22 protein-coding genes are annotated in these 26,395 nt (G+C 58.3%); 8 read left to right on the top strand and 14 right to left on the bottom strand.

The window, feature by feature from the left end; all coding sequences use genetic code 11:
* The 5 genes from ACR0LX_RS09760 to ACR0LX_RS09780 all read right to left on the bottom strand — a co-directional run.
* A partial coding sequence (locus ACR0LX_RS09760; protein WP_480783545.1) for a PLP-dependent aminotransferase family protein occupies positions 1-541 on the bottom strand: 541 nt, incomplete at its 3' end.
* 70 nt (positions 542-611) lie between these two features.
* Positions 612-1,583, bottom strand: coding sequence for a 2-hydroxyacid dehydrogenase (locus tag ACR0LX_RS09765; RefSeq protein ID WP_480783546.1), 972 nt, complete (start codon positions 1,581-1,583; stop codon positions 612-614).
* Entirely contained in the window at positions 1,583-2,470 is an 888-nt protein-coding gene (gene sucD, locus ACR0LX_RS09770; RefSeq protein ID WP_480783547.1) for a succinate--CoA ligase subunit alpha, read from the bottom strand. The genes ACR0LX_RS09765 and sucD overlap by 1 nt, the downstream gene beginning before the upstream one ends.
* On the bottom strand, positions 2,470-3,666 hold the full coding sequence (locus ACR0LX_RS09775; protein ID WP_480783548.1) for a malate--CoA ligase subunit beta: 1,197 nt from the start codon (positions 3,664-3,666) through the stop codon (positions 2,470-2,472). The genes sucD and ACR0LX_RS09775 overlap by 1 nt, the downstream gene beginning before the upstream one ends.
* Positions 3,667-3,694: 28 nt before the next feature.
* On the bottom strand, positions 3,695-4,936 hold the full coding sequence (locus ACR0LX_RS09780; protein ID WP_480783549.1) for a pyridoxal-phosphate-dependent aminotransferase family protein: 1,242 nt from the start codon (positions 4,934-4,936) through the stop codon (positions 3,695-3,697).
* 221 nt (positions 4,937-5,157) lie between these two features.
* Here ACR0LX_RS09780 and ACR0LX_RS09785 point away from each other — a divergent pair, with 221 nt between their 5' ends.
* From ACR0LX_RS09785 to ACR0LX_RS09810, 6 genes are all read left to right on the top strand, one after another.
* Entirely contained in the window at positions 5,158-5,787 is a 630-nt protein-coding gene (locus tag ACR0LX_RS09785; protein ID WP_480783550.1) for a response regulator transcription factor, read from the top strand.
* 182 nt (positions 5,788-5,969) lie between these two features.
* Positions 5,970-6,983, top strand: a complete 1,014-nt coding sequence (locus tag ACR0LX_RS09790; RefSeq protein ID WP_480783551.1) for an NAD-dependent epimerase/dehydratase family protein — start codon at positions 5,970-5,972, stop codon at positions 6,981-6,983.
* Positions 6,984-7,124: 141 nt separating this feature from the next.
* Positions 7,125-8,672, top strand: coding sequence for a trimethylamine methyltransferase family protein (locus ACR0LX_RS09795; RefSeq protein WP_480783552.1), 1,548 nt, complete (start codon positions 7,125-7,127; stop codon positions 8,670-8,672).
* A 108-nt stretch (positions 8,673-8,780) separates the two neighbouring features.
* Positions 8,781-9,884, top strand: a complete 1,104-nt coding sequence (locus ACR0LX_RS09800; RefSeq protein WP_480783553.1) for a mandelate racemase/muconate lactonizing enzyme family protein — start codon at positions 8,781-8,783, stop codon at positions 9,882-9,884.
* A 17-nt stretch (positions 9,885-9,901) separates the two neighbouring features.
* Positions 9,902-10,633, top strand: coding sequence for an SDR family NAD(P)-dependent oxidoreductase (locus ACR0LX_RS09805; RefSeq protein WP_480783554.1), 732 nt, complete (start codon positions 9,902-9,904; stop codon positions 10,631-10,633).
* Entirely contained in the window at positions 10,630-11,364 is a 735-nt protein-coding gene (locus ACR0LX_RS09810; protein WP_480783555.1) for an SDR family NAD(P)-dependent oxidoreductase, read from the top strand. The genes ACR0LX_RS09805 and ACR0LX_RS09810 overlap by 4 nt, the downstream gene beginning before the upstream one ends.
* A gap of 9 nt (positions 11,365-11,373) precedes the next feature.
* Here the strand turns inward: ACR0LX_RS09810 and ACR0LX_RS09815 are convergent, their stop codons facing one another.
* The 4 genes from ACR0LX_RS09815 to ACR0LX_RS09830 are packed head-to-tail and all read right to left on the bottom strand — an operon-like array spanning position 11,374 to position 15,849.
* Complete coding sequence (locus ACR0LX_RS09815; protein WP_480783556.1) at positions 11,374-12,714, bottom strand: NAD(P)/FAD-dependent oxidoreductase; 1,341 nt, start codon at positions 12,712-12,714, stop codon at positions 11,374-11,376.
* The gene (locus ACR0LX_RS09820; protein WP_480783557.1) at positions 12,711-14,207 is read right to left on the bottom strand and encodes an aldehyde dehydrogenase; all 1,497 of its coding nucleotides are present in this window, start codon (positions 14,205-14,207) and stop codon (positions 12,711-12,713) included. Before ACR0LX_RS09820 ends, ACR0LX_RS09815 begins: the two co-directional genes overlap by 4 nt.
* A 5-nt stretch (positions 14,208-14,212) precedes the next feature.
* Positions 14,213-15,130, bottom strand: coding sequence for a dihydrodipicolinate synthase family protein (locus ACR0LX_RS09825; protein ID WP_480783558.1), 918 nt, complete (start codon positions 15,128-15,130; stop codon positions 14,213-14,215).
* An 8-nt stretch (positions 15,131-15,138) separates the two neighbouring features.
* Positions 15,139-15,849 carry a GntR family transcriptional regulator gene (locus ACR0LX_RS09830; RefSeq protein ID WP_480783559.1) on the bottom strand — a complete coding sequence of 237 codons (711 nt, stop codon included), beginning with the start codon at positions 15,847-15,849 and terminating at the stop codon, positions 15,139-15,141.
* A 474-nt stretch (positions 15,850-16,323) separates the two neighbouring features.
* Between ACR0LX_RS09830 and ACR0LX_RS09835 the strand changes: the two genes are divergently transcribed.
* Positions 16,324-17,274: a GlxA family transcriptional regulator gene (locus tag ACR0LX_RS09835; RefSeq protein ID WP_480783560.1), complete on the top strand. Its 951-nt coding sequence runs from the start codon at positions 16,324-16,326 to the stop codon at positions 17,272-17,274.
* A gap of 14 nt (positions 17,275-17,288) precedes the next feature.
* Here the strand turns inward: ACR0LX_RS09835 and ACR0LX_RS09840 are convergent, their stop codons facing one another.
* Positions 17,289-18,407 carry a mandelate racemase/muconate lactonizing enzyme family protein gene (locus tag ACR0LX_RS09840; protein ID WP_480783561.1) on the bottom strand — a complete coding sequence of 373 codons (1,119 nt, stop codon included), beginning with the start codon at positions 18,405-18,407 and terminating at the stop codon, positions 17,289-17,291.
* Between the two features lie 622 nt (positions 18,408-19,029).
* Between ACR0LX_RS09840 and ACR0LX_RS09845 the strand changes: the two genes are divergently transcribed.
* A complete protein-coding gene (locus ACR0LX_RS09845) occupies positions 19,030-20,853 on the top strand; it encodes a BCCT family transporter (protein ID WP_480783562.1) in 1,824 nt (607 codons plus the stop codon).
* Between the two features lie 492 nt (positions 20,854-21,345).
* Here ACR0LX_RS09845 and ACR0LX_RS09850 read toward each other — a convergent pair whose 3' ends face one another.
* The 4 genes from ACR0LX_RS09850 to bcoG form a co-directional block, all read right to left on the bottom strand.
* Positions 21,346-22,854 carry a hypothetical protein gene (locus tag ACR0LX_RS09850; protein ID WP_480783563.1) on the bottom strand — a complete coding sequence of 503 codons (1,509 nt, stop codon included), beginning with the start codon at positions 22,852-22,854 and terminating at the stop codon, positions 21,346-21,348.
* A gap of 203 nt (positions 22,855-23,057) precedes the next feature.
* Positions 23,058-24,482, bottom strand: a complete 1,425-nt coding sequence (locus ACR0LX_RS09855; RefSeq protein WP_480783564.1) for a carnitine 3-dehydrogenase — start codon at positions 24,480-24,482, stop codon at positions 23,058-23,060.
* Positions 24,479-25,243: an SDR family oxidoreductase gene (locus tag ACR0LX_RS09860; RefSeq protein ID WP_480783565.1), complete on the bottom strand. Its 765-nt coding sequence runs from the start codon at positions 25,241-25,243 to the stop codon at positions 24,479-24,481. Before ACR0LX_RS09860 ends, ACR0LX_RS09855 begins: the two co-directional genes overlap by 4 nt.
* Positions 25,240-26,157 (bottom strand): 3-dehydrocarnitine:acetyl-CoA trimethylamine transferase BcoG, encoded by a 918-nt coding sequence (gene bcoG / locus ACR0LX_RS09865; protein ID WP_480783566.1) that lies wholly within the window; start codon positions 26,155-26,157, stop codon positions 25,240-25,242. Before bcoG ends, ACR0LX_RS09860 begins: the two co-directional genes overlap by 4 nt.
* Positions 26,158-26,395 lie beyond the last annotated feature (238 nt).

The raw sequence follows: 26,395 nt of genomic DNA on the forward strand, positions 1-26,395 counted from the left end.
CTGCGATGATCAGCTTGGGGTTATGCTCTTTCGCCAGCGCCTCGACCTGATCATAGTCCAGCATGTTGTCCTGCTGGCGCACGCCGTATTGCACGGCGTTGAACCACTTGCCCGACTGGTTCGGGCGCGCACCGTGGGTCAAGTGACCACCGGCGTCCAGGCTCATGCCCAGGATGGTATCGCCGGGCTGGATCAGGGCCTGAAACACGCCCTGGTTGGCTTGGCTCCCTGAGTTCGGCTGCACGTTGGCAAAGTCACAGCCAAACAGCTGCTTGGCGCGGTCGATGGCCAGGTTTTCGGCGATATCGACGAACTGGCAGCCGCCATAATAGCGACGACCGGGATAACCTTCGGCGTATTTATTGGTCATCACCGAACCCTGGGCTTCCATCACGGCGGCAGAGACGATGTTCTCGGATGCGATCAACTCGATCTCGACGCGCTGACGGCCCAGCTCGGACGTGATCGAGCCATAAAGCTCGGGGTCGCGATCCGAAAGGGATTGAGTGAAAAAACCGTTTGTTCGATGGGGGGCATTCACGGTTCAGATCTCCTGAAAATGAGGGTGAAACCGCCGTGCGGCAGTATCGGTCTTGATATCGAAATAGGTCTCAGATCACGCGGTCGCGCGGCTCACGGCCTGAGAAAAAGTCGCTCAGGTTGTCGAGGACGCGGAACCCCATAGCCTCGCGGGCTTCGCGGGTGGCACTGCCGAGGTGGGGCAGCATTACGAGGTTGTCGCATTGCAGAAGGTCCGGACTGATGCAGGGTTCCCCGCTAAACACGTCCAGCGCGGCACCACCGATCATGTCGAACATAAGGGCCTGAATCAGAGCCCATTCGTCGATCACTTCACCTCGCGCCGTATTGATCAGGAAAGCGTCAGGCTTCATCAGATTCAGCCTGCGCGCATTGATCAGGTGACGGTTTGCGGCGCCACCGGGGCAGTGGAGCGACACGAAATCGCATCGCGGCAGCAACTCATCGACCGTATCGACCTGCGTCGCATTGCACCGGGCCAGAACCTCTGGTGCGATCTGGCTGCGATTATGTACGATGATCTCCATCCCGAACCCGTGATGTGCCCGGCGGGCCATTTCCTGCCCGATGCGACCATACCCGATGATGCCCAGCGTCTTGCCGCTGACTTTGGTGCCGACCAGATGCGTGGGCCGCCAGCCGGTCCAGTTGCCGGCGCGTAGCTCGCGCTCGCCCTCGCTCGCCCGGCGTGCCACCATCAGCAGCAGGGTCATGGCGATGTCGGCGGTGCACTCAGACAGAACATCGGGCGTATTGGTCACGGTCATGCCCAACCCGCGCGCGGATGGCTCGCAGATGTGGCTGTAGCCGACCCCGTAATTGGCAAGGATCTTTGTCTGCGCCCGGCCGACATCCAAAGCCTCGGCGCTGAGCGCGTCGGTAACTGTTGGCAGCACCGCGTCATAAGATTTCAGTGCTTGCCGGAGCTCGGCCGGAGACATGGGCTCATCCCCGGTATTCAGAACCGTGTTGTAGTTTTCGGCCAGCTGCGCCTCGACGGCGGCGGGCCAGCGACGGGTAACAAGGACCGAAGGTTTGACCATTACGCGGCCTCCATCACTCGGGCGATCGTTTCGCCGATAACGGCCGGATTTTCGGCCACGGTCACGCCGGCAGCAGACAGAATCTCGACCTTTTCGCTGGCGCTTTCACCAAAGGCCGAGATGATGGCACCGGCATGGCCCATGGTTCGGCCCTTGGGCGCGGTCATACCGGCCACGTAGGCAACCACCGGCTTGGTGACGTGGTCGCGGATATAGACTGCGGCTTCGGCCTCTTGCGGGCCGCCTATTTCGCCGATCATGGCGATGATTTCGGTATCCTTGTCCTGTTCGAAACGCTCCAGAATGTCACGGAAGGACGACCCGTTAATCGGATCGCCGCCGATGCCGACGCTGGTCGACACACCGATCCCACGCTCTTTCAGTTGAGCCGCTGCCTCGTATCCGAGGGTGCCGGATCGGCCGATGATGCCCACGCTCCCGGGCAGATAGATATGACCGGGCATGATCCCCAGCAGTGCCTTACCGGGGCTGATTGTTCCCGCGCAGTTCGGGCCGGTCAGAACCATACGTTTGTCCTTGGGATAGCGATACATGTACCGCTTGACCCGGATCATGTCCTGCGCCGGAATGCCATCCGTTATGCAGACGCAATAGCGGATGCCAGCGTCTGCGGCCTCCATGATTGAATCCGCGGCAAACGGAGGTGGCACAAACACAAGGCTGGCATCAGCGCCCGTCGCTTGAACAGCCTGCTTGACGGTGTCGAAAACCGGCACGCCCTCGACGGTTTCGCCGCCCTTGCCGGGAACCACACCACCGACCACATTGGTGCCATAGCGCAGCATGTCCTTGGTATGGAACCGGGCCATGCGCCCGGTGATGCCCTGTACGATAACTCGGGTTTCACGATCGAGAAGAATGCTCATTACACAGCCCTCATCCTGGTGCCTTGGTTCAGGTCGTTTTTCCATGCGCCGACGGCGCGTTCGGCTGCTTCCATCAGCGTTGTGGCGCGGATGATCGGCAGGCCGGACTGGGCCAGAATCTTCTGGCCTTCCTCGACATTTGTTCCAGCCAGACGGACGATGACAGGGATATCGATATTGAGCTCGCGCAGCGCCTGCACGACGCCTTCGGCTACCCAGTCGCAACGGTTTATACCGGCAAAGATGTTGACCAACACTGCCTGAACATTGTCATCGGACAGAACCAGACGAAACGCCTTGGCCACACGCTCGGGCGAGGCGCCACCGCCAATGTCGAGGAAGTTGGCAGGTTCTCCTCCGGCCAGCTTGATCGTGTCCATGGTTGCCATGGCCAGCCCGGCGCCGTTAACGATGCAGCCGATATTGCCTTCCAACCCGACATAGGACAGCCCGCGATCCGCCGCGCGGCTTTCGCGCGGGTCTTCCTGGCTTTTGTCGCGCAGTTCCGCGATTTGCGGATGGCGGAACAAAGCGTTGTCATCAAAGCTCATTTTGGCATCCAGCGCCAGAACGCGGTCATCGCCGGTGATCGCCAGAGGGTTGATTTCAACCATGGTTGCATCGAGGTTGCGGAAGGCGGAGTAACAGCCCCGCAACGTGCGCACCATTTGCTGCACCAGTCGCGGCTCCAGCCCCAACTCAAAGGCGATCTCTCGCGCCTGGAACTCTTGCAGTCCAACTGCGGGTTCGACGATTGAACGAACGATGCTGTCGGGACGTTCAGCCGAGATTTCTTCGATCTCCATGCCGCCTTCGGATGAGGCCACGATCATCACGCGTTGGCTGGACCGGTCCAGAACGAAGCCCAGATAGATTTCGCGGTCAATCGGCACGGCGGATTCGACATAGACACGGTAGATGCCTTTGCCCTCGGGTCCGGTCTGATGCGTAACCAGCTTGCGGCCAAACATCTCGTCGCATGCTTCGTGAATTTCGTTTTCCGAATTGCACAGCTTGACGCCGCCTGCCTTGCCACGGCCTCCGGCGTGGACCTGCGCCTTGACGATCCATTTGTCGCCGCCCAACTCGCGCGCGCGGTAGGCGGCTTGTTCGGGGCTGTAGGCCAGCGCCCCCGAAGGGATGGCGACGCCAAAGTTCGCAAGAACCTCTTTCGCCTGATATTCATGGATATCCATCTGCATTCCTCCCGTTCATGCAGTCCGACTAGGCGGCGATCGATGTGCCGTAACGGCTTTCGAGCAGCGCCTCGACCTCTTCGAAATCGACATTGGCCCCCAGTTCACGCATGGCTTCGGCAAACAAGCGCACGATCCGGCTGACGGCTTTTCGGTTCAACTGGTTGAGGATGCCGATGCGGACCTGGACTGGCGCGCTGAGCGTCGGCCAAATGCCAAAGCCGCGTGCCCGGCAGTTCTGCACCAGTTCCATTTCACGCCCCGCAAGTGATGGCGGCAGGTTCAGGACAACAAGGCTGGGCATGTCGGATGTCACTTCGCAGCCAAGTGCGGTGACCGCATCGCGCAGCACCTGTTCGTGAATCCGGTATGAGGTGGCGCGTTTTGCCAACCCATCCGACAGTGTCAGCCGCAGGGATTCGTGGAAAGCGGCCACCGCATAGCCCGAATGCGTGCGGTGATAGATTCCCTTCTCGACGTCCTGCCCGTCGACGATGCCCCAGTGGCGGGCTTCGAAAATCGGATTGTGGACATAAGAATATGCGCCGGTTGAATTGACCGTACTGATATAGGTGTCCGTAAAGCTGACAGGTGCGTAGGTCAAAGGCAGGCAGCACAGGCCTTTTTGCGGGCACGACGCCCAACCCGCGATACCGGGATAATCGTCAATCCGGAACTCATCGACGCCCAGCGACGAGACCGCATCGATAAGGCCCATTGTCCCATGCCGTTCGCAGGCATCCGAGAAACCGCGCAAATCGTTGATGCGACCCGAGCCGGTCTCCCAATGCGCCATGAACGCCCATTTGGGTTTGTGCTGTGCCAGCGCCTTTTCGACTATCTCGCCGGTGACGGGTTCGCCATGCGGGATCTCGATTACCGTGACGCTTGCCGCTTGAGGGTCAAGCGGGCTGGCTGAGTGTTCTTCGGGGGTGGCTGCCTTGATACGCAAGGTCAGGCTATCGATGCCCGAGAAGGTGCCATTGGCGAAAGCGACAACCTTGTCGCCCGGCATGACGGCCGAGAACATGGTGTCCAGCGCGCTCCAGCCTGTGCCGGCGACCGCAAAGGTATAGGTGTTGTCAGTGCCCCAGATCTGCCGCAGCATGTGTTTGCATTCAATCATGCCGCGCAGAACATCACCCTGCATGTGGTCGGCGACCCCGGCATTGGCGAACGCCTGCAACACCCGGGCATCCGTGTTGCCGGGGCCGGGACCCGCCGCAAGCGTGTCGGGGATTTCAAGCGCAGGGAAGATCTGAAATGTCATCGTTAGATATCCTCGGCAATTGGTCGGGCGCTGACGCCTTGTTTGTGGTTTCGCCGACAGAAAATCCGAAACTTGCCATATGACGCAACGTAACATACTACTGCTAATGGGCATCCATATTGGCGGGTAAAAAACTACCCAAAAGTGTAAGAATGCCATTGTATGCCAAGAAAATTACCACCCAAACGGGTAGTATTGGAAAATTTGGACAGTGAAAACAAATGGCTGAGTATTCGCATTCTCCGATAGATATCATGTTGGCAGACAACAATCCGCTGGTCTTGTCAGCGATGTCCGAAATTTTCGAGCGCGACCCCCGATTCTCTCTGGTGGCGACTTCGGCAACAGCCGAAGGGTTTCTGGGCGCCGTAATGCGCGTACCGGTGAAGGTCTGCGTTGTGGCGTGGAACCTGCCGGTTCTGGGGGCGGCGAAGTTGATCGAAGTGCTGCGCGAGCAGGAAAACGCCCCGCGCTTTGTGATCTATGGCGACGAGGCAGGTGATATTCCGCGACTGTCAATGCAGGCAGGTGCCGCCGGATTCGCACCCAGGTCAGGCGAGGTCGAGGGTCTATTGGAGACATGCATCGACGTCGCTGCCGGGAAGATGGCGTTCCCCTTCATCGATGTCCGAAAAATGCAGCGGGATCCGATCCAAAACCTGTCGCGCAAGGAGCGGGTGATTTTGGAAGCATTGGCTAAAGGGTTATCAAATCGCGAACTTTCGAAGGAACTGCAAATTTCGACAAATACGGTGAAGTTTCACCTGTCGAATATCTATGAAAAGCTTTCGGTCAAGAACCGGGCGCAGGCGATTGCATTTTATTACTCGACAAATCAGGGATCAGGATAGGCGCCCCAAAAAAACACACGACTGGGAATTTCTTGCCGAGGTCCTGACTTGACGCTCTGGAATGCAGCCCCGATGTGTTCCGCAAGGGCTTGATGCCGAATTGTTGGTTTGAACAATGATCCTATTGGCATCATAAGCACACAGGCGCGCAAACACATGCAGAAGAACAGGGAAGCAGACGGGTGCAAAAAGTACTGATTACGGGCACAGCCGGGTTTATCGGGTTTCACCTCGCCAGGTTGCTGCTTGCGAACGGAGACCGGGTACACGGATTTGACGGGATGACGGACTATTATGACGTCCGTCTGAAACAGCGCCGACATGCGACCCTGCTGCAAAACCCCAATTTCTCGTGCGACGAGGCGATGCTGGAAGATGTTGCGCGATTTGACGCTGCCGCAGATGGTTTCGAGCCGAATGTCATCGTGCATCTGGCTGGTCAGGCGGGTGTTCGCTACAGCCTCGAAAACCCGCGTTCGTATATTGAGAGCAATGTCGTCGGCACGTTCAACGTCATGGAAGCGGCGCGTCGCCACAAGGTCCAACATCTGTTGATGGCGTCGACCTCTTCCGTTTATGGCGCCAACACCGACATGCCTTACACTGAATGCGATAAGGCCGATACGCAACTGACCATTTATGCGGCGACAAAGAAGGCCAATGAGAGCATGGGGCATTCCTATGCGCATCTCTGGGACCTGCCCACCACCATGTTCCGCTTTTTTACAGTCTACGGAACCTGGGGTCGGCCTGACCTTGCGTATTACAAATTTGTTAACGCGATACTGGAAGACCGGCCAATCGACATTTACAACCACGGCAACATGTACCGTGATTTCACCTATGTGGACGATCTGGTGCGTGCTATCTCTTTACTTATCAAAGCGGTGCCTGAGCGCCCGGAAAATCCCGAAGACATTGAAGAGGGCGACAGCCTGAGCCCGGTTGCGCCCTACCGCGTTGTCAACATCGGCAACTCGGGCAAAGTGAAACTTCTGGATTTCATTGACGCCATCGAAGACGCGCTGGGCAAGAAGGCCATACGAAACTACATGGACATGCAACTGGGTGATGTTCCCGCGACCTGGGCGGATACGGATCTGCTTCAACGTCTGACCGGATATCGCCCTCAGACGGATTTCAAGGATGGAATTAAGAAATTCGTCGACTGGTTCCGTGAGTATTACGGCAAGTAGACCTCGGGTTTCGCCCATCGTTACAAATTTCTCGGGGCCCGCATCCTGAACCATGTCGTTTCCTGCAACGTCGCATCGCATTCGGAGACGTGGGCAGCTGTCGAATCTCTCAATAAATGATTGAGATTGGAGATACGCCAGATGAATATTCGAACTGCTTCGCGCTCTGGAGGGCGCTCGGCGCGCCGTGCAATACGTACGGCGCCGAACTTTCAGATGCTACCCGGCCTGACCCGCAGCATTCCCGAATGTGAGGTGATGGATGGCAGCCAGGTTGAACGCATCGACGCCGCGGCCATGGACATTCTGGAAAATGTTGGTGTTCAGTTTCGCGACCCCATCGCGTTGGAAGACTGGAAGAAAGCCGGCGCCAAGGTCGTGGGCGAACTGGTCTATCTGGATCGCAACATGGTGCGCGAACTGATCGCGACCATCCCGGCCCAATTTACCTACCACGCGCGCAACCCGGCCAAAAACCTCGAGCTGGGTGGAAAGCACTCGGTGTTCGTGCCGATGACCGGTGCGCCGTATCTGCGCGATCTGGACGATGTGCGCCGCAATCCGCTGCTCGAAGATCTGGCGATGTTCCACAAGCTGAGCCACATGATGCCAGCTATGCACAGTTCGGCCCACCATATCGTCGAACCCTACGATCACCCGATCAGTCAGCGGCACCTGCGCATTACATATTCGTCGATGAAGTACTCCGACAAGATGTTCATGGGCATGACGACCTCGCCCAAGAACGCCGAGGACGTCATGGACATGTGCGATATCCTATTTGGGGCGGATTTCATTGACGACCACCCTGTCACCACCGGCAACTGCAACGGCAACAGCCCGCTTGTCTGGGACGAGACGATGCTGGGCGCGATGCGTGCCTTCTGCCGCCGTAATCAGCCGGTTCTGTGCTCACCTTTCGTTCTGGGCGGCGCAAACACCCCGGCGTCGGTGCCCGCCACGGTGGCACAGCTGACCGCCGAGGCGCTGTCGGCGCTGGCCTATGCGCAGGTGATCCGCAAGGGATCGCCCGCGATATGGGGACATTACCTGTCGACCGTGTCGATGAAGTCCGGCGCGCCGATGGCGGGCACGCCCGAAATCAGCCTGATGAACTTCATGATCGGGCAGATGGCGCGGTATTATGATGTACCGTGGCGCACCTCGAACACGTTGGGCGGTGCCAAGACGTTTGACGCGCAGGCGGGGTATGAATCCGCCACGACGCTCAGCGCAGTTCTTCACGCGGGGGCCAATTACATTTGGCATTCGGCAGGGTGGAACGAGGCTGGTATGCACTGCTCGGTTGCCAAGTTCATCGTCGACGCAGAACAATGTGCCATGGCCTATCGCATGGCCGAAGGACCGAAATGGGATGATTTCGATCAGGCCGTTGCGGCAATTCCGGATGTTGGGCCGGGCGGTCACTATCTGGGCCACCCGCATACGCAGGACAACTTTCAGACCGCGTTCTTCATGCCCGAGCTGTTCGACAATAACTCGATCGAGCAATGGCAGGCTGAAGGCAGCGTCGAAATTACCGAACGTGCATTGAAACACGCAAGAAAACTGCTGGCCGAATATCAGGAGCCGAAATTGGACGAAGCCAAGAATGAAGAGCTTCTGGATTACATTGCGCGCCGCGAGCGGGAAATTCCTGCTGCGGATGAGTTGAACCAAAGCTACTGAAAAGGTCGACCCGATATTGCGCACCGCTTGATCTGGTCGCAATGTTCATTTGACCGCAGGGTTCTGTGGGCCCTGCGGTTCAATCCTAAACAAATGACGGGAATTTCGATGAGAATATCCGAGATCCACATCTACCAGCATGATCTGCCTGTCAAAAACGGCCCCTACACAATGGCCAATGCGCAGGTCTGGGCACTGGATACGACCCTGATAAAGCTGGTTGCCGACCACGGACTTGTTGGCTGGGGTGAGGTTTGTCCCGTTGGCCCGACCTATGCCGAAGCCCATGCGAAAGGCGCGCGCGCGGCGCTGGCCGAGATGGCGCCAGGATTGATCGGGTCCCAGGTTTTGCCGCTGACCCTGCACCGCAGGATGGAGGGGCTGCTGAACGGTCACAACTACGCCAAGGCCAGTATCGACATCGCGGCGCATGATCTGCTGGGCAAACATCTAGGAGTTCCGGTTTGCGATCTTTTGGGCGGCTCCAACACGAACAAGGTGCCATCCTATTACGCGACGGGTGTTGGCGCACCCGACGATATTGCACGCCTGGCAGGCGAGAAGCTGGCAGAAGGGTATCCGCGCCTGCAAGTCAAAGTAGGCGGGCGTCCGGTTGAACTGGACATCGAAACCATTCACAAGGTCTGGGAGGTGATCAAAGGCTCGGGCATGCGTCTGGCGGTCGATGGCAATCGGGGTTGGACCACACGCGATGCGCTGCGTGTCAGCCGAGAATGTCCTGAGATTCCGTTCATCATGGAACAACCCTGCAACACGATCGAAGATTTGCAGAAGATCAGACCTCAGGTCAGTCACGCGATCTACATGGATGAAAACAGCACCAGCCTGAATGCCGTGATCTCTGCAGCGGGCACCGGCTTGGTGGACGGCTTTGGCATGAAAGTCACCCGTATCGGAGGGTTGCAGCACATGCGTACCTTCCGCGAGATTTGTGAAGCACGAAACCTGCCGCATACCTGCGACGACAGTTGGGGTGGCGACATCATCGCGGCCGCGTGTACGCACATGGGCGCAACCGTTCGGCCTGACCTGCTGGAAGGTGTTTGGCTGGCGGCTCCATACATTGAAACCAACTACGATCCGGAAAACAGTATCCAGATCAAAGATGGGCATATCGAATTGCCCACCGGTCCGGGGCTGGGCATCGTCCCTGACGAGGACCGGTTTGGTGAGCCGGTCGCGTCGTTCTGAAGGCGGGGGAAGAATACATGGACCTGACGGGAAAGGCGGCGCTTGTAACCGGTGCGGCCGGAGGTATCGGGGCATCACTGGTGGCGCGTCTGCGCGACGCCGGGGCACGGGTGGCCGTGGCGGATCGTACCGTGGATGGCCTCAAGGCCGACGCGCATCTGCCCGGTGATTTGCTGGACCCAGCTTATGCTGATGGATTGCCCGCGGCTGCGGCCCAGGCGCTGGGCGCATTGGATATCGTAGTCAATAACGCCGGTATCATCACCCGCGGTGCAGTCACGGCAACCTCGGATGACGACTGGTCGCTGTCGCTGGGCGTGAATGTCGAGGCACCGTTCCGCATCTGCCGCGCGGCGATCCCGATCATGGCCGAAACGGGCGGCGGTGCGATCGTCAACACGGCGTCCTGCTGGGGATTGCGCCCGGGACCCAATCATGCGGTCTACTGTATGACCAAAGCAGCGATCGCCTCGCTGACACAATGTATGGGTATGGACCACGCCCATCAGGGTATCCGCATCAATGCGGTTTGCCCGAACGAGGTGAACACGCCAATGTTGCGTTCAGGTTTTGCCAAGCGCGGTTTTGATCCCGATACCGCCGTTGCCGAATTGGGTCAGACAGTTCCTCTGGGGCGTATCGCCGAACCCGAAGATATTGCAGATGTCATCATGTTTCTCGTCTCGGACGCGTCACGCTACATGTGCGGAGCGCTGATCGAGGTTAACGGAGGGAAGCCTGTGTCATGAACCGGTTCGAAGGCAAGGTGGCGCTTGTCACTGGCGGGCGCAGCGGCATCGGAAAGGCCATTGCAGCGCGTTTACAACAAGAAGGCGCACGCGTGTTCACCGCGCAGCGCGGCGCGGATACCGTGTTCGAGAGCATCGCTGCCGATTTCACCGATCCGCTCTGCCCGGACCGGGTGATGGACGAACTGATCGGCAAAGCCGGTCAATTGCATGTGCTGGTGAACAACGCCGGAATGATGCAGGAAGCCTCGGTCGAGGACATGAGCCTTGAGGATTGGCAGCGTACCATAATGGTCAATCTGACCGCCCCGTTCCTGATGATCAAAGCGGCGCTGCCGCATCTGCGTGCAACCCGAGGCAGTATTGTCAATACCGGCTCGATCGAGGGGTTGGGCAGCAATCCCGGGCACGCAGCCTATTGCGCCTCCAAGGCCGGGCTGCACGGGTTGACCCGCGCTGTGGCTGTGGATCACGGCGCTGAGGGTATCCGCTGCAACGCCGTGGCGCCGGGTTGGATCGATACCGAACTGAACGAAGATTTTGTCGAATCTATGCCGGATCCCGAGAGATTCCGCAGCGAAATCAGCCGCATCCACCCCGTCGCGCGTACGGGCGCGCCTGAAGAAGTGGCCGCGCTCGTCGCGTTTCTTGCAGCAGAAGAAGCGGGCTTTATCACCGGTCAGATCTATACGGTCGACGGTGGCCGCATGGCCAAACTCAGCCTGCCGTAACGGGCGGGCTTATTCCTTGCCCGATCGCCATTCTTTCCAGATCAGATAGCTGTTCGCCCCAAGCGCGGCGAACGGTTCGGGCGGCAGTCGAGAAGGCATCGGTTGAGCCAGAAAGTGATCGGCAATCTTGGATCCGCCTTGCGTGATCAATTCGGCAACACCCATACCCTGTAACGTGCCGCGCGCGATGCCGAGCCCGTTCTGGCAACAGGCCGAAAATACCCCGTCGTCCAGCTCTCCAAACGCGGCGGACCCGTTGCGACTGAGGCACAGCATGCCCGCCCAACGGTGCTCCATGCGCACGTCCGGCAGATGCGGAAACCTTTCACGGAACTTGCGGTCATGCACCCACCCGGCGTTGCGCAGGCGCATGGGGCTGGTTTCGATTGTCGGATGAAAGCTGGAGCAGGTGCGGATCAGAATGCGATCCCCATAGCTGCCCGAAATGCGTCGGACTGACGTTCCCATCGGGTTGGCAGGTGTCACCGACCAACGCGCCTGACCGCCCAGAGTATTGATCTGCTCGAGCGTCAACGGCTCTGTCATCGAAGCATAGAGGCAGATATGCATCAGCCGCCTTTGATAGAAACCAAAGCTCTCGAGATGACCATTGTTGGCCAGCACGATGCGCCCGGTTGTCACCTTGGCTTTGGGCGTTTTGACGACCCAGCTGCTACCTTGCCTTTCAAAGCCGGTTGCGGGTGAGTTTTCGTAGACGCCGAGCGTTTCGGCCAACCGCTGCGACAGCGCCCGGATATAGGCTGCGGGCTGGATCATCACGGTGCCCGGTGCATAGAGGCCCGAGGTATAGTGCGGGCTCCCGGTTATGTCCTGCATCTGTTGCTGGTCATACAACGTATACGGTTCGCCCAGTTGATCGAGATGGGTTGCGAATGCGCGGTTGTGCCGGTCGCCCGCCCGGGTCGCGGCGGCGTTGAACTTTCCACAAGGGTCGAACATGTCCTGCGGCAATTTACAAAGCTCCGCGACCTCTGAGGCAAACCCGATTGCTTTGCGGTTCAGCGCAATAGCGGCCCGATCCGCTTCCAGCCCGTCCCCGGCGTAGTTTTCCGAGGCCAGATCATGCGGCAGGTCGATCATGAACCCCGAATTGCGTCCGGCAGAGCCTTCGGCAAACCGCCCTGCCTCGAGCACAGTGACCTTCAGGCTTGGGTCTAGCTGCGTAAGGCGCTGCGCCGCGCTGAGCCCGGCAAAACCACCGCCGATGATCGTGACATCGGCGGTGTGATCCTCGGTCAGCTCGGGCAGGCCGGTCTGGGGCGGCAAGATTGCATTCCACCCCGCTGCACCGGTTTGCCGAGGGAGACGTTTGGCGTCATATCGGCTCACTCAACCGCCTCGTCAGCGTCGTCAGCCAAATCGATCCAGATGGTTTTCAACTGGGTGTATTGATCATGCGCATGGACCGAGTTGTCGCGTCCGCCAAAGCCTGATTGCTTGTAGCCGCCAAACGGAGTCGAGATATCGCCTTCGCCAAAGCTGTTGACCGTCACGGTACCTGCCCGCAGGGCACGCGCGCCGCGGATGGCGCGTTTGGCATTGGCAGTAAAGAGGGACGCGCAAAGACCATAGTCTGTGTCGTTGCCAACCGCGATTGCCTCATCAAAGCCCGAGATTTCGATCACTGACAGGACCGGGCCAAAGATTTCCTCCTGCGCCAGTTCGGCCGAATTGTCGGCGACTTCCACAACCGTCGCCTCGACAAATCCGTCCTCTGCCTTGCCACCGATCACCACGTTCTCGGCCTTGTCGAGATAAGAGCAGACCTTGGCAAAATGCGCCTCGGACACAAGCGCGCCCATACGGGTTTTCGGGTCCAGCGGGTCGCCAACATTCCACTGTTTGGTATGATGCGCGATGCGCTCCAGCAACTCTGCCTTGACGTCCTTGTGCACGATCAGGCGCGAGCTGGCCGAGCAATTCTCACCCATGTTCCAGAACGCGCCATTTACCAGATGCTGGGCGACGCGATCCAGGTTCTCGGCATCGTCCATGACGATGGCAGGGTTTTTGCCACCCATTTCCAGCACGACCTCTTTGGCGTTCGACTCTGCCGAATAGGTCAGGAATTTCTTGCCAGTCGCGGTCGAGCCGGTAAAGGACACCATGTCGATATCCATGTGTCGGCCAATCGGCTCACCGACATCAGCGCCGCCACCGGGAACGACATTGAGAACGCCTGCCGGAATACCCGCCTCCATCGCCAGTTCGGCCACGCGTAGTGCGGTCAGCGTAGTTTCAGCGGCGGGCTTGATGACGAGCGAACAGCCTGCGGCCAAAGCCGGACCGATCTTCCACGCCAGCATCAGCAGCGGGAAGTTCCAAGGCAACACAAGGCCAACCACTCCAATCGGTTCGCGCACGACCATTGCGATGTGGTCGTCACTGGCAGGGCTGACCTGATCGTAGATTTTGTCGACCGCCTCGGCATGCCATTTCAGGCAGTGAATGGTCTCTGGCACGTCCACAGTCTCGCAATCATAGATGGTCTTGCCGCTGTCGATGCTTTCCATCACCGCCAGCTCACGTGCGTTACGCGTCATCAGCTTGCAGAGACGGATCAGAACATCCTTGCGTTCGGACGGGTGCAGTTTCGACCAGCGGCCATCGTCAAACGCTTCGCGCGCCTTTTCGACGGCAAAATCCACATCTTCGGCGCCGCAAGCGGCGATTTCCGTCAGAGTCTCTCCGGTCGCAGGGTTGGTGCTGGCAAAGGTCTTGCCGGAGATCGCCGGGCGGAACCCGCCATTGATGAAGGCATTGTTGGGCAGGGTCAGCCCTGAAGCGATGGATTTGTATTCGTCCTGTGTCAGCAGATCCATGTCTCTTACCCCTCGGCCACGATATCGGCGATTTTGCGTTTCAGAACGCGCGTGACCTGTTCCAGCGCGCGCTTGTCATCTTTGTTCAAACCCTTCAGCGGCGCGCGCATCGCACCCGCGTCGATCCCGTTCATGGTGACGCCATGCTTGATGGTCTGGATGAACTTGCCGCCCTGTTCCAGCACGCGCATCAACGGCAGCATCGCGCTCATGATGCGGCGACCCTTGTCGAAATTCCCTTCGACGACACAGGCATCGTACAGCGCCACGTGTTCCGTCGGTAGGAAGTTCGATCCACCGCAAACCCAGAACGGCGCGCCCCAGGCGAAAAATTCGAGCGCCTGGTCGTCCATACCGCAGCCAAGTTGGATATGCGGATAGTCCCGCGCCAGCAGGTGCACCCGGTTGATATCACCCGAGCTTTCCTTGATGCCGCAGAAGTTGCGGCTGCGTCCGACGCGGTCAAGGAACTCTTCACCCATCATGGTGCCGGTGCGGTGCGGATAGTTGTACAACATCACCGGCAGGTTCGCCGCCTTGTCGATTGCCAGAGCATTCAGCGCGTTTTCCCGGTCGGTTGGCACCGAATAGGCCGGGCTGGCCAGCAGGATCGCATCCGCGCCGATCTCGCGCGCGCCAGCAGCCAACGCAACCGAGTCCGGGGTCATCATTGCGCCGGTACCGACAACAAGCGGCAAACGGCCCTTGAGGCGTTCATGGGTGAACTTTGCCACCTCAAACCGTTCGGCGACGGGTTGGGCATAGTTTTCACCGGTCGATCCGCCCGAGATCAGGCCGTGTACGCCATTTTCGATCAGATATTCGATCACATCCGACAATGCGTCCCAGTTTACGCTGCCGTCCTCGTGAAAGGGGGTCACCACAGGGGTGTATATCCCTTCGAATTTGAACAGGGGTGTCATCTAAGTCCTCATGCAGGGGTTTTGCGCTCCATCGAACCCAGCGGCATGTCCAACCCGGCGGGCATGACAAACAGCTCGATCCTGTCACGCGACAGGTTCCAATGATCTATTGCCAGTTGCGCTGCGGCTAGGTCGTCACCTGCTTCGATAGCGGCGATGATGGCGTCGTGCTGTGCGCTGGCTTCACTCAGGCTTTCCACCATCTGGTGATCCTGCGGGCGATAGAATGTCATCCCGATGCGGGCGTGATCGATCAGCAGTCGCTGAAAAGACGGGGCAAGATAGATGTTGTCCGCCATCTCGCCGGTGATTTCGTGAAACCGGTTATTGGCCATTGCGCGTTCGGCGCCCGAGCCGCTGCGCAGGGCGGCTTTGAAGGTCATCTGCGCCTGTTTCAACTCGGCGATTTGCGGTTCGGTCGCGTGTTTCGCTGCCAATTGCAACACAGCGCCATACATCATTGGCGCGGCAAGAAAGAAATCCCGCAGGGTCATGTGCGACATTTCACTGACCCGCGCTCCGCGATTTTCCCGCAAATCGACATAGCCTTCCCCTGCCAGCTGGCGCAGAACCTCGCGCAGCGGCGTACGTGAGAGTTCAAACTCTTCCGACAGACTGGATTCGTCCAGATCAGCGCCCGGTCGCAGCGTTAGCGTCATGATTGCGGTTTTCAGATGCTCATACAGCTCTGTTTTCTTACGTTTGGATGCGTCTTTCATTCCAATCTCCGCAGTTGCTTCCGCGCGATTCGACCGGAAAGGCGGTCATTTTTGCCTTGCAACCATATTGTCTTTCGGGTGTATTAAAACAAAATACAAATTGTGTACAGTAAAAACTGCAAGCTGTTCAAGCGCGGATACCAAAGGAGCGGCCATGATGGATATTGAATGCGCGGCGGCATGCGGCACTGACGGAGATCGCATCGTTGCAGCTCATGACCTTCGATCAACCAGCCCGAATGCGCTCTGTGGCGACATGGGTCAAAATTGACATGGGCGCTGTTTCGACACAGAAATAAACCAGCGGGTGGCAGCTCTTCCAGGCCTGTCACCCCCTGGATCGTAGCAAACTACACCAAACAAGACAGCTGCCTCGTTCCCCGCCTGCAAAGCAACAAAAACGGGCCTGTCCGAGCTGAAATGAGAGCGGGGTTTGCCCCCGTGCAGATGTTGCGACGAGAAACGAAGGACGCCATGCCCAAGCCCCAGCATTTTGTCTTTTTGCTCATTGAAGAGTTCTCGCACCTGGCGTTTTCCTGTGCGGTCGAACCGTTGCGGATCGCGAACCTTGTGGCCGGTGAAGAGCTGTATGAATGGTCGATCTTGTCCGAGGACGGGGAAACGGCGACTTGCTCGAACGGAACAAAGACCGTTGTCGATGGCGGAATTACAACAATCCCGAAATGCGACCGGTTATTCGTTCTGTCGGGCATAAACATGCAGGCGCATGCCTCGCGTACCTTGTTGGCTACGCTCAGACGGCAACGGGCGATGGGAACCCGGATCGGAGCTTTATGCTCGGGCGCGTGGTTGCTTGCCGAGGCCGGTTTTCTGGACGGGTCCGAGGCGGCGATACACTGGGAATATCACGACAGCTTTATGGAGGCGTTTCCCGAGGTCAATCTTGTACGCAGCGTATTCACCGTTGAAGGCAAGTTCATCACGGCTTCTGGCGGCACCGCCACCGCCGATTTGATGCTGCATCTGATCGAACAGGATCACGGTCCCGATCTTGCCGTGTCGATCTCGGATCAGATGGTGTACAACGCTGTTCGCAATTCCACTGCAGAACAGCGGGTGTCGATCCAATCGCGAAGCGGGATGCGCAATGCCCATCTGGCCAATGCGATCCAGCTTATGGAACGCAGTATCGAGGCACCGGTCTCGCCATCGGAAATTGCCGAGGAAATCGGAATTTCAACCCGGCAATTAGAGCGGTTGTTCGGAAAATACCTTAACGCTTCTCCCAAGAAGTATTTCATGGAGATGCGTCTGGATCGCGCGCGCAAACTGCTGTTGCAGACCGAGGCATCGGTGACCGAGGTGGCGCTGGCCTGCGGGTTCAAGAACCCGGGCCATTTCTCACGCGTCTACCGAACCAGCTTTGGGGTCACGCCGCATCTGCAAAGGAACAAGATTGGGTAGGTCGAGATACGGCCTCACCACGACACAATTGGGTCGCCCAATACCGAACGATCGACCGTGATCCCAAGCCCCGGTGCAGCCGGAGGCAGAACGCCGCCATCCTTTACCGGCGCATCAAATTCCGCCGTTTTCAGTGTCACCATGTCCCGGCAATTCAGAATGCAGCGCAGATAGCGTTCGGGCACCGTAGCACCAAGATGCACGATCCCGGCAAAGGCGATGGCAGAGCCAACCGTATCCTGAACGCTGATTGTCAGCCCCGCGGCGCGACAGATGTCGCGATGGCGACGTCCCCGGGTCAGGCCACCTGCCTTTGAGATCTTCAGTCCGATCCCGTCCGCGATGTCCTGAGACACGATCTGAGTGATATCCTGATCCTGCTGCGCCAATTCATCGATGATGATGGGCACATTGCAGCGTTTGCGCAGAGACAATGTCTCGCGCCACGAGGCGCACGGTGCCTCAAGTACAAAGTCCAGCCCGTCGGGCAGCAGCCGAAGCATGCGCAGCGCGGTTTCGGGGATCAGGCCGCCATTGGCGTCGACAATGAAATACTCCCCCGATTTCCGGTCGGCCAGCGCGGTCGCAATCCGGTCGGCATCCAATGCAGGCCCACCTTCGGAATCCAGCGCGCCCACCTTGATCGAGTGACCAAGGTATCCCATCGCGCGGTGTTCGGCGACACGCTGGCGCATATCCTCGGGATCACCGGCATAAATTGACGAGATTGTCGGCAGGCGATTTCCGGTCGCACCGCCCAGCAATTCGCAAACCGGCATATTCACCGCCTTACCGAACACGTCCCAGCAGGCGATATCCAACGCGGTCTTGGCGTGATTGTGACCAACCAGCGCCTCGTCCATCGTGTCATTGATGCGATCGACCTGGCGCGGGTCACGACCAATCAGATGCGGTGCGATCTCTTCGATACCGGCGCGGACCCCGCGCGCATGCGCAGCGATATAGGTTGATCCGAACGGGGTGCTTTCGCCCCAGCCCTCCAAACCGGTATCGGTCTCAATCCGCACGATCGCTGCGTCAAAGCTGTGATATGCGCGCCCGCCGGACAACTGGTAGGTTCCGCCCGCATAGGGCAACGCGACTTCGAACAGTTCGATCTTACGTATCTTCATCCGTGACCCCCCGGGCGGTTCCAGAACCAGTTCTACAGTGCCATTACCGGCAATAAAGCCTTCTCGGGCAGACGCAATATCCTTGTGCAGAGAGGTGGCGAACCGAGCCGAAGGTAAATGATCCTTTCACCTTCGGAATGCAGACGGTCCACACGTATTTGTTGGGGTTCGCACGTCTTCGGTTTAGGCTGATTCATCCGAGTTTTAGTTTTTTTGTCGTTGTGCACCTCATAAATATAGCCTGAAGCTGCGTTTGACCGTTATGTTTCGACTTATGTCGTCAAAATTGACGAATGTGTCGGTTCTGACCGAACGCAAGTGTTGCTTAATCTGTAGTGAGGCAGACCAAGAAACCAAGTGCTCAAGCTGTCGCCACGGGCGCTTTTGCCGAGCCAAAACTGAAGGGCACAACGTGTATCGAACGATGCCGTCGTGGCCCGGAACCGCTTAATGGGAAACGCCTGAAAACAGGCTGCTTAATCGGAGATTGTCACGAAATACCACTTACGTACGCGGAAACGTCATACGATCTGTGGAACGTCTCGACCCCAGGACGCAAACGAAATGGACACGCTGCGCTGGCAGCCAAAAACAAAGAATATAATCGACACGGAGGAACAATATGTCGGTACCCGAACCCTTCACGGATCTCGAGATAGAAACGGCGGACGCCGGTTTCTACGAGAACTACAGCGTTCCCATCGCGCTGATCAGTAAATCAATCATGGTCGCCCTTGTGCTATGGGCACTGGTTTTCCCGGCCAACGCCAATGGCACGCTGGGCAGCCTGAACAGCAAACTTTTGGAAAGCTTCAACAGCTTCTATGTGGTCATTGTCGGCCTGTTCTTCTTCTTTCTCGCAATCGTGGCGCTGATCCCGTCCACCGGCAAACGGATCATGGGTACACCGGGAGAGAAGCCCGAGTTTTCGAATTTCTCGTGGTTCTCAATGATGTTCGGCGCCGGTTTGGGCGTAGGCCTGATGGTCTTTGCGACCGCTGAGCCACTGGGCCTGTGGGGATCGAACCCGGTTGTGGTTGCCGGCGATGTTCCGGGCAATCAGCCCGAAGCGATCCAGTCAGCCTATCGGTATACATACTTGCACTACGGCTTCCATGCCTGGGCCATCTATGTGGTGACCGGTCTGTCGCTGGCTTACTATGCCTATACACGCGGTATGCCTCTAACCATTCGCGCGGCTCTTACACCGCTGTTCGGTCGCCTGATGAATGGCTTCCTTGGCCATCTGGTCGACGTGCTCGGTGTTGTGGCCACGATCCTGGGTGTTTCGGTCACCATCGGATATGGCGTCAGCCAGTTCATTGACGGTGTCTATGCCATCACGGGCATGGAATGGGTCATGAATCTGGGCGGCGAGGTTCCGACACCCAGCAAGGTTGGACTGATCTCGGGTCTGGTCGTCATCATGGGGCTGTCGATCATCTCGGCTGTTTCGGGTGTTGGCCGCGGCGTCAAATACCTGTCGAACCTGAACCTTGTGCTGTCGATCATCCTGTTGGGTACGTTCATCATTTTCGGTTCGTTCGTCTTTGCCCTGACCACCTACGGCTCGGCGATGGTCGACTACATCCTGCACTTCCTTTCGCTCAGCTTTGGCGCCTATGGCCCGCTTTCGGCGGAAGCCTTTGCAGCGGCTCTGCCGGCAGAGGCGCAGGCGCATGCGGCCGACCTGATGGGCGGCGCGACCAACGCCTGGGGTAGCTTTGACGGCTTCAAGAGTGGTCTGGAAGGTGCAGCGGCCGAACTGGACGAAGCAACTCTGGCGGCAGCTTACGCAGCCGGTGAGCAAGGTCGTCAGTTTGGCTGGCAGGCCGGTTGGACAACTTTCTACTGGGCCTGGTGGATCGCATTCTCGCCCTTCGTTGGCCTGTTCCTGGCGCGCATCTCCAAGGGTCGTACGGTCCGCGAGTTCATCCTGGGCTGTGTATTCGCACCGGCGCTGGTGTGCTTTGCCTGGATGACTGTTCTGGGCGGCACCGCGATTGATCTTGAGCTGGCAGGCGCCGCAGAAGGTGCGATCATCGGGGCATCGAACACCAACAAACTGTTCGTGACGCTGTCCTACATGATCGACGGTGGGCTGCTGTCCATGCTGAACGTCATGTGCGTGATCCTGATCATGACCTTCCTGGTGACGTCTGCGGACTCGGGCATTCTGGTGATGAACACCATCATGTCCGGCGGAAGCCAGGAGACCGGTATCAAGCATCGCATCATCTGGGGTGTGATCCTGACTGCCGTGATCGGTGCCCTGATCCTGGCGGCGGGTGAAAACAACCCGATGGACGCGTTGCGGAACGCGATGATCATCGGTGCTTTGCCGTTCACCATGGTCATGGGCCTGATGATGGTCTCGCTTGCCAAGGCGCTGTATCGCGACAGTCAGCGAGACAAACACGCAGCATCGGCGCAAGCGGCCGAATAAACCTGACGCAAACAATCAGCGCGCCGTCTTGAAAAAGGCGGCGCGTTTTCTTTTGGAAAAGCCAGACCCTCCGGTTTCTCGCACGCTGCGCTTGAGGGCGCTGCCGAAATTTCTAGAGCCAGATATGTGCCCGAGGGTCCAATTCGAGCGTTGGAAACGTTGTCGCTCCAACAATGTGATGAAGTTTGTTTCCAACCGGCGCTCTAGGATCAAAAAACCGACCCGAGGGCTCTGCCAGGTTGCGTCTTCTGCCTATGCCAGCTGGGTCAGGACGTTGGCGCAACCAACGAAATGAAGTTCGTTGCCGAACATGACGCTGTCATCGTAGAGACCAAGGTCCTGGGTTCAACTACTACATGATCGGCAATCACAAGAAGCTGATTATTCATACTCGTCGCATTTGCGATGTAACCAGGGGCAACGCGATTAGGGCTTAACGTGGGATACCAATATGCGAGGGCTGTCAGTCTTCCACGGGAGTGATTTATGCGCTTAGCGCGCTCGGGCTTTCCTGCGAAGCTTGGTATATTCGCGATGGTAGGGAAAGTCGCCAAGACCGGGGTCATGGTAAGAGACCATACTGCGAACGAGGTCATTTCTAAGCCGCGATTTGGGCCGAACGGCTGCCGTCAATTGGATCAGGCGCCGATCATTGAATGGGTTGACGACAAAGCCGTCGACAAATGCCGTGAATTCGAGCGTTTGAGAGGACGGTAGCCAGAGTTCGATATGTGCCAGGTCATAGAGGCGGGTTCTTGCTTGCAACGGCAGCGTGTCCATCCAGGCCTGGTACCGGGCGACCAGCTGGTCATAGATGCTTGCCTCCTCTTTGGTTCGCGTTGCATCGGGCCATTGTCTGCGCAGCGCAACGACTCCGGTCGTCGCATTTATTGGCATGCGCACGACGCCGCGCCGCCACTTGTTGGCGCGGGTCATCTCAACGCCGGTGCCGCGCAATACAACATCGACCCGGGGCGAGGCGGCTACAAACCGAATCCAGGCCTGACGCAAGCCGTAGCACCATCCTGTGCGCAGCAGGGATCTTTGGTATTCGGCATCAAACTCCTCATCCGTCATGATGTTTTGGATGCGCGGGGATTGCCGCGTAAGCACCAGAAACGGAACGCTGAGGTATTCGGCCAGAATTCGACCGAGTTCCGAGTCGATCTTTGTCGACCAGTTCAGGTCGTAGCAGTAAAAGCTCTTGATCTTGTCGAGCACCGGAATGGCGCTGCCCAATATGATGCGAGAGTCTCTGCCGGCAGTTATCGGAAGGGCGCAATCATAGGCCTCGGCCAGGGCTGCGACATTGCGCGTCATGCGTGCTGAGGCTTGCTCGAACAGCGCCTCTTCGTCGTCCTGAAGGTTCTCGAACTCGGTGTGTTCGTGGGGCCAGAACCGGTGCTGAGTGACGTCGGCCAGGTCCAGATAGTGATTGGGGGTCAGTCTTGTGACATTCTGGTCGCTGGTGTCGCCAAACAGCAGGAACTGCTGACGCGCCTCGACCTTTTCGAGGTCGTAGCCAGGTGGTGGATCAAGCTCGCCTGACACGGCAAGAGCGACGCTGGATGCAGCAACTTTGGTGTTTGTGTTGTAGACAACCGGCAGGTTGCCCGAGGGATCGCCGTAGACACGCAGATCGCCGGTATGCGCCGTAAGGATCACAAACCGACCTGCCAAATCCTCGATCCATTGGTCCAGCGTTTTGTCCGTGCCCAACTCTGCTTTTTCGCCTAAACACGTGCCTTCCGGCGAAATCGCAATACCAAGAACGTACCCGAACAGATTGCCGTTCTGGTCCATCAATCGACAGCTTGGCAGCATCGGACAATGTTCGATGAACCAGCCGCCAAGCTGTTTGTCGCACCATGTTGGATCCAGCGACGCCGGCGATTGTGCGGCGCGAAACTGGTATCTGAATACCTGCGTAAAGTCCCAGCCTTCTGCTTTGCAGCGTTCATTCGCCAGGGATTTGGAAGAACGCGTCTTTGTGTTGTTCATTGTGATACTGGAAGAGTTCGCCCGACTTTTTCAGAAGGATGCGCACGCCCAATCGGGTTTCGCAACAGGGGTAGGTGGATTTTTCGAAGAAAACCCATCGAAAGTGGGAAAAACGCTTCCGAGCGCGAATGTTCCGGGCCGGCGTCTTCCATCGATATCGAAAGAAGACGCCAATCGCCCAATCTGGCCGGGTTAGTCTGGGGTCAACCTCTTTGCCCAACGTACCGTCCCGCGCCCTCTGGCAACGGCAGTTCGGCGTGACTTTGTGCGTGGGTCGCAAGCTTGGTGGCAACATCCTCGGACGGAAGAGAGGTTTTGCGCGCGTTCAGGTCCATGTGCAGCAGCAGGGTCTCGACTGTCGCGGCAACTTCGCCATTTTGTCCGTGCAGCCGGTGGAACAGGTGCATGATCTTGCCGTCACCGCGCAAGACCTGAGTGGTTACCGTAAGACGGTCACCGGCATGCAGTTCCGACTGATACTGCACAAAATTCTCGACCGTGAAATAGCTGTTGCCAGCTGCCACATAGTCGGCATCCGCGCCGATCATCACCATGAACTGGTCGGTCGCCTGGGCTGAAACTTCAACATAATGAGCCTCATTCATGTGGCCGTTGTAGTCGGTCCAGCTTTGCGGGATTACGCGATCCACAGTTATCGGCAGGTCGTGGCCTTCCGGGTCAGGGAAGGTGGCTTCGTGAGCATTCAATACACTGCCTGCCCCGCTGTCGGTCTTCTTTAGCGCGCGCATCATACCGATCAGGTTGTCGTCGCGCAGCCGTTCAAGCTCGCGGATAGACATGTGACCGGATTGCGCATCCGACTGACCGGCGATCAGGTCGACCAATTCGTCGGTGAATTCAGGCACATCCATCAGCTTGGTCCACGGCCACTCCAGCGCGGGTCCGAACTGCGCCATGAAGTGTTTCATCCCGGCCTCGCCCCCGGCAATCCGGTAGGTCTCAAAAAGACCCATCTGCGCCCACCGGATGCCAAAGCCCATGCGGATTGCTTCGTCGATCTCTTCCGTCGTGGCAATGCCGTCCTTGACCAGCCACAGGGCCTCGCGCCAGACCGCCTCGAGGAAACGGTCCGCAATATGCGCGTCGATCTCTTTACGGACGAACAGAGGGTACATCCCGATCGACCGCAGAATATCTGACGCCTTGGCGCAGGTATCTGCATCACCCACCAGTTCGATCAACGGCAGCAGATAGACCGGGTTGAAAGGGTGCGCAACGACCACGCGGCCACCCTTTTCGTTCAGTTCAGAGGGTTTGAAACCCGAGGTCGACGAGCCGATAATTGCATCGGCCGGGGCCAGATCGTTGATCTGGGCGTGGATCTTGTGCTTGAGATCCAGACGTTCGGGAACGCTTTCTTGAACCCACGCAGCCCCTGCCAGAGCCTCGTCCATATCGTCATGAAAGGTCAGAGTGCCTTCGGCAGGCAATGCCTTGTCGTAAAGCGCGGGCAGGGCGCGTCTGGCGTTGGCCAATACCTCGCCGATCTTGCGTTCCGCTTCCGGGTCCGGATCAAAGACTGAAACGTTCCACCCGTTCAGCAGGAACCGGGCAGCCCAGCCGCCGCCGATGACGCCGCCGCCGACGATGGTTGCTTTCTGTGTCATGGGGCAAGAGTCTCCGTATGGCCATCAATGGACAGAATCTGTCCGGAAATTTTGTTGCCTGCGTCAGAGGCAAGGAAATGAATGCTGTTCGCGACGTCCTGGGCGGTGACCCATGTTTTCATGGATACTCCGGTCACATAAGCAGCCCGCATTGTGTCTATGGTTTCACCGTGGGCCACCGCCTCGTTGGCCAGCACACGCTCCATCCTGTCGCCCTCGACCGCGCCAGGGCAAATCGCGTTGACGCGAACCCCATAGGGCCCAAGTTCCATCGCCAGCGTCTTGGTCATGCCAATGACAGCCCACTTTGCCGCAGCATAGGGTGAACGCATGGGGTATCCCATGATGCCCGCGGTTGAAGAGGTCATCGTGATAAGACCGCCGTTCTGCGCCTTCATCACGCGTGCCGCCCAGCGACAGGTCAGATAGGATCCATGCAGGTTGGTGGCGATGCAGTGTTGCCAATCATCGTAACGCAGATCCTCGATCGCTCCGGCAGGGCCGCCGGTTCCGGCATTGGCGCAGACCACGTCGACACCACCCCATTCAGCCTCGACCGCATTCAGGAAGGCGTCCATTTCCTTTTCGGAGGTCACGTCAGCCACGGCTGCGATCGCTTTGGGATGCGCCGTGGCAAAGTCATCAACCGCAGAAGGGTCAGCATCGCAGATTGCGATGCGCGCACCGTCCCGCAGGAACCGTTCGGCGATGGCACGTCCGATACCGGACGCGCCTGCCGTGACAAGAACGCGCTGGTTCATCTGACGACAGGCGCGCGTTTTGTCAGGCCCAGTTTTTCGCGCACTGCTTCGGGGCCGATGATCTTGGCGCCCATGTTCTCGACAATTGTCACCGCGCGCTCGACCAGTTGCGCGTTCGTTGCCAGAACACCCTTTTCCAGAAACAGGTTATCCTCCAGGCCAACGCGGACATTGCCGCCAGCCAGAATTGACTGCGCAACATAGGGCATTTGATCTCGACCCAGCGCGAAGGCCGACCAGGTCCAGTCGGATGGGACGTTGTTGACCATCGCCATGAAGGTGTTGATGTCGTTCGGCGCCCCCCATGGCACGCCCATGCACAATTGAACCAATGCGTTGGGTTCCAGAATCCCCTCGTTCACCAGTTGCTTGGCAAACCACAGATGTCCGGTGTCAAAGGCTTCGATCTCGGGTTTGACACCCAGGTCGGTCATCATCTGACCCATCGCCCTCAGCATCCCGGGGGTGTTGGTCATGACATAATCGGCTTCGGCAAAGTTCATGGTGCCGCAGTCCAGGGTGCAGATTTCGGGCAGGCATTCTGCGATATGGGCCATCCTCTCGGTCGCGCCGACCATGTCGGTCCCTGCTTCGTTGACCGGCAGCGGATTTTCGGTCGAGCCGAATACCATGTCCCCCCCCATACCTGCGGTCAGGTTCAAAACCATATCGACGTCGGCATCGCGGATACGGTCGGTGACCTCGCGATAGAGGCCCGGATCGCGCGCGGGCGCGCCGGTTTCAGGATCGCGCACGTGGCAGTGAACAACGGCCGCACCAGCCTTGGCCGCATCGATTGCAGAATTCGCGATCTGCTCGGGCGATCGTGGCACATGGGGGGATTTGTCCTGAGTGCCGCCCGAGCCGGTTATGGCGCAAGTGATGAATACGTCACGGTTCATTGCGAGGGGCATTTTGCTATCCTTCGATCGACGTTTGAGGTCTGGCTGGCCCAGAGATAGGCCAATACTCCGGGGTTTGCGGGGTCGTTCAGTGCTCATCCGGGTCGCGTGAGCGTAGCCGGGACATAGTTGCCAGATCGATACATTTTTCGTCTATCCAGAACCATTTTTCGACAAATAGACTGAAAGGCCCGAACAAAGTCGCAACTCGTTTGATTGATCAATGGCCAAACAATGACAATTGGTTCCG

The organism is Ruegeria sp. CH11 (genome assembly GCF_056537105.1).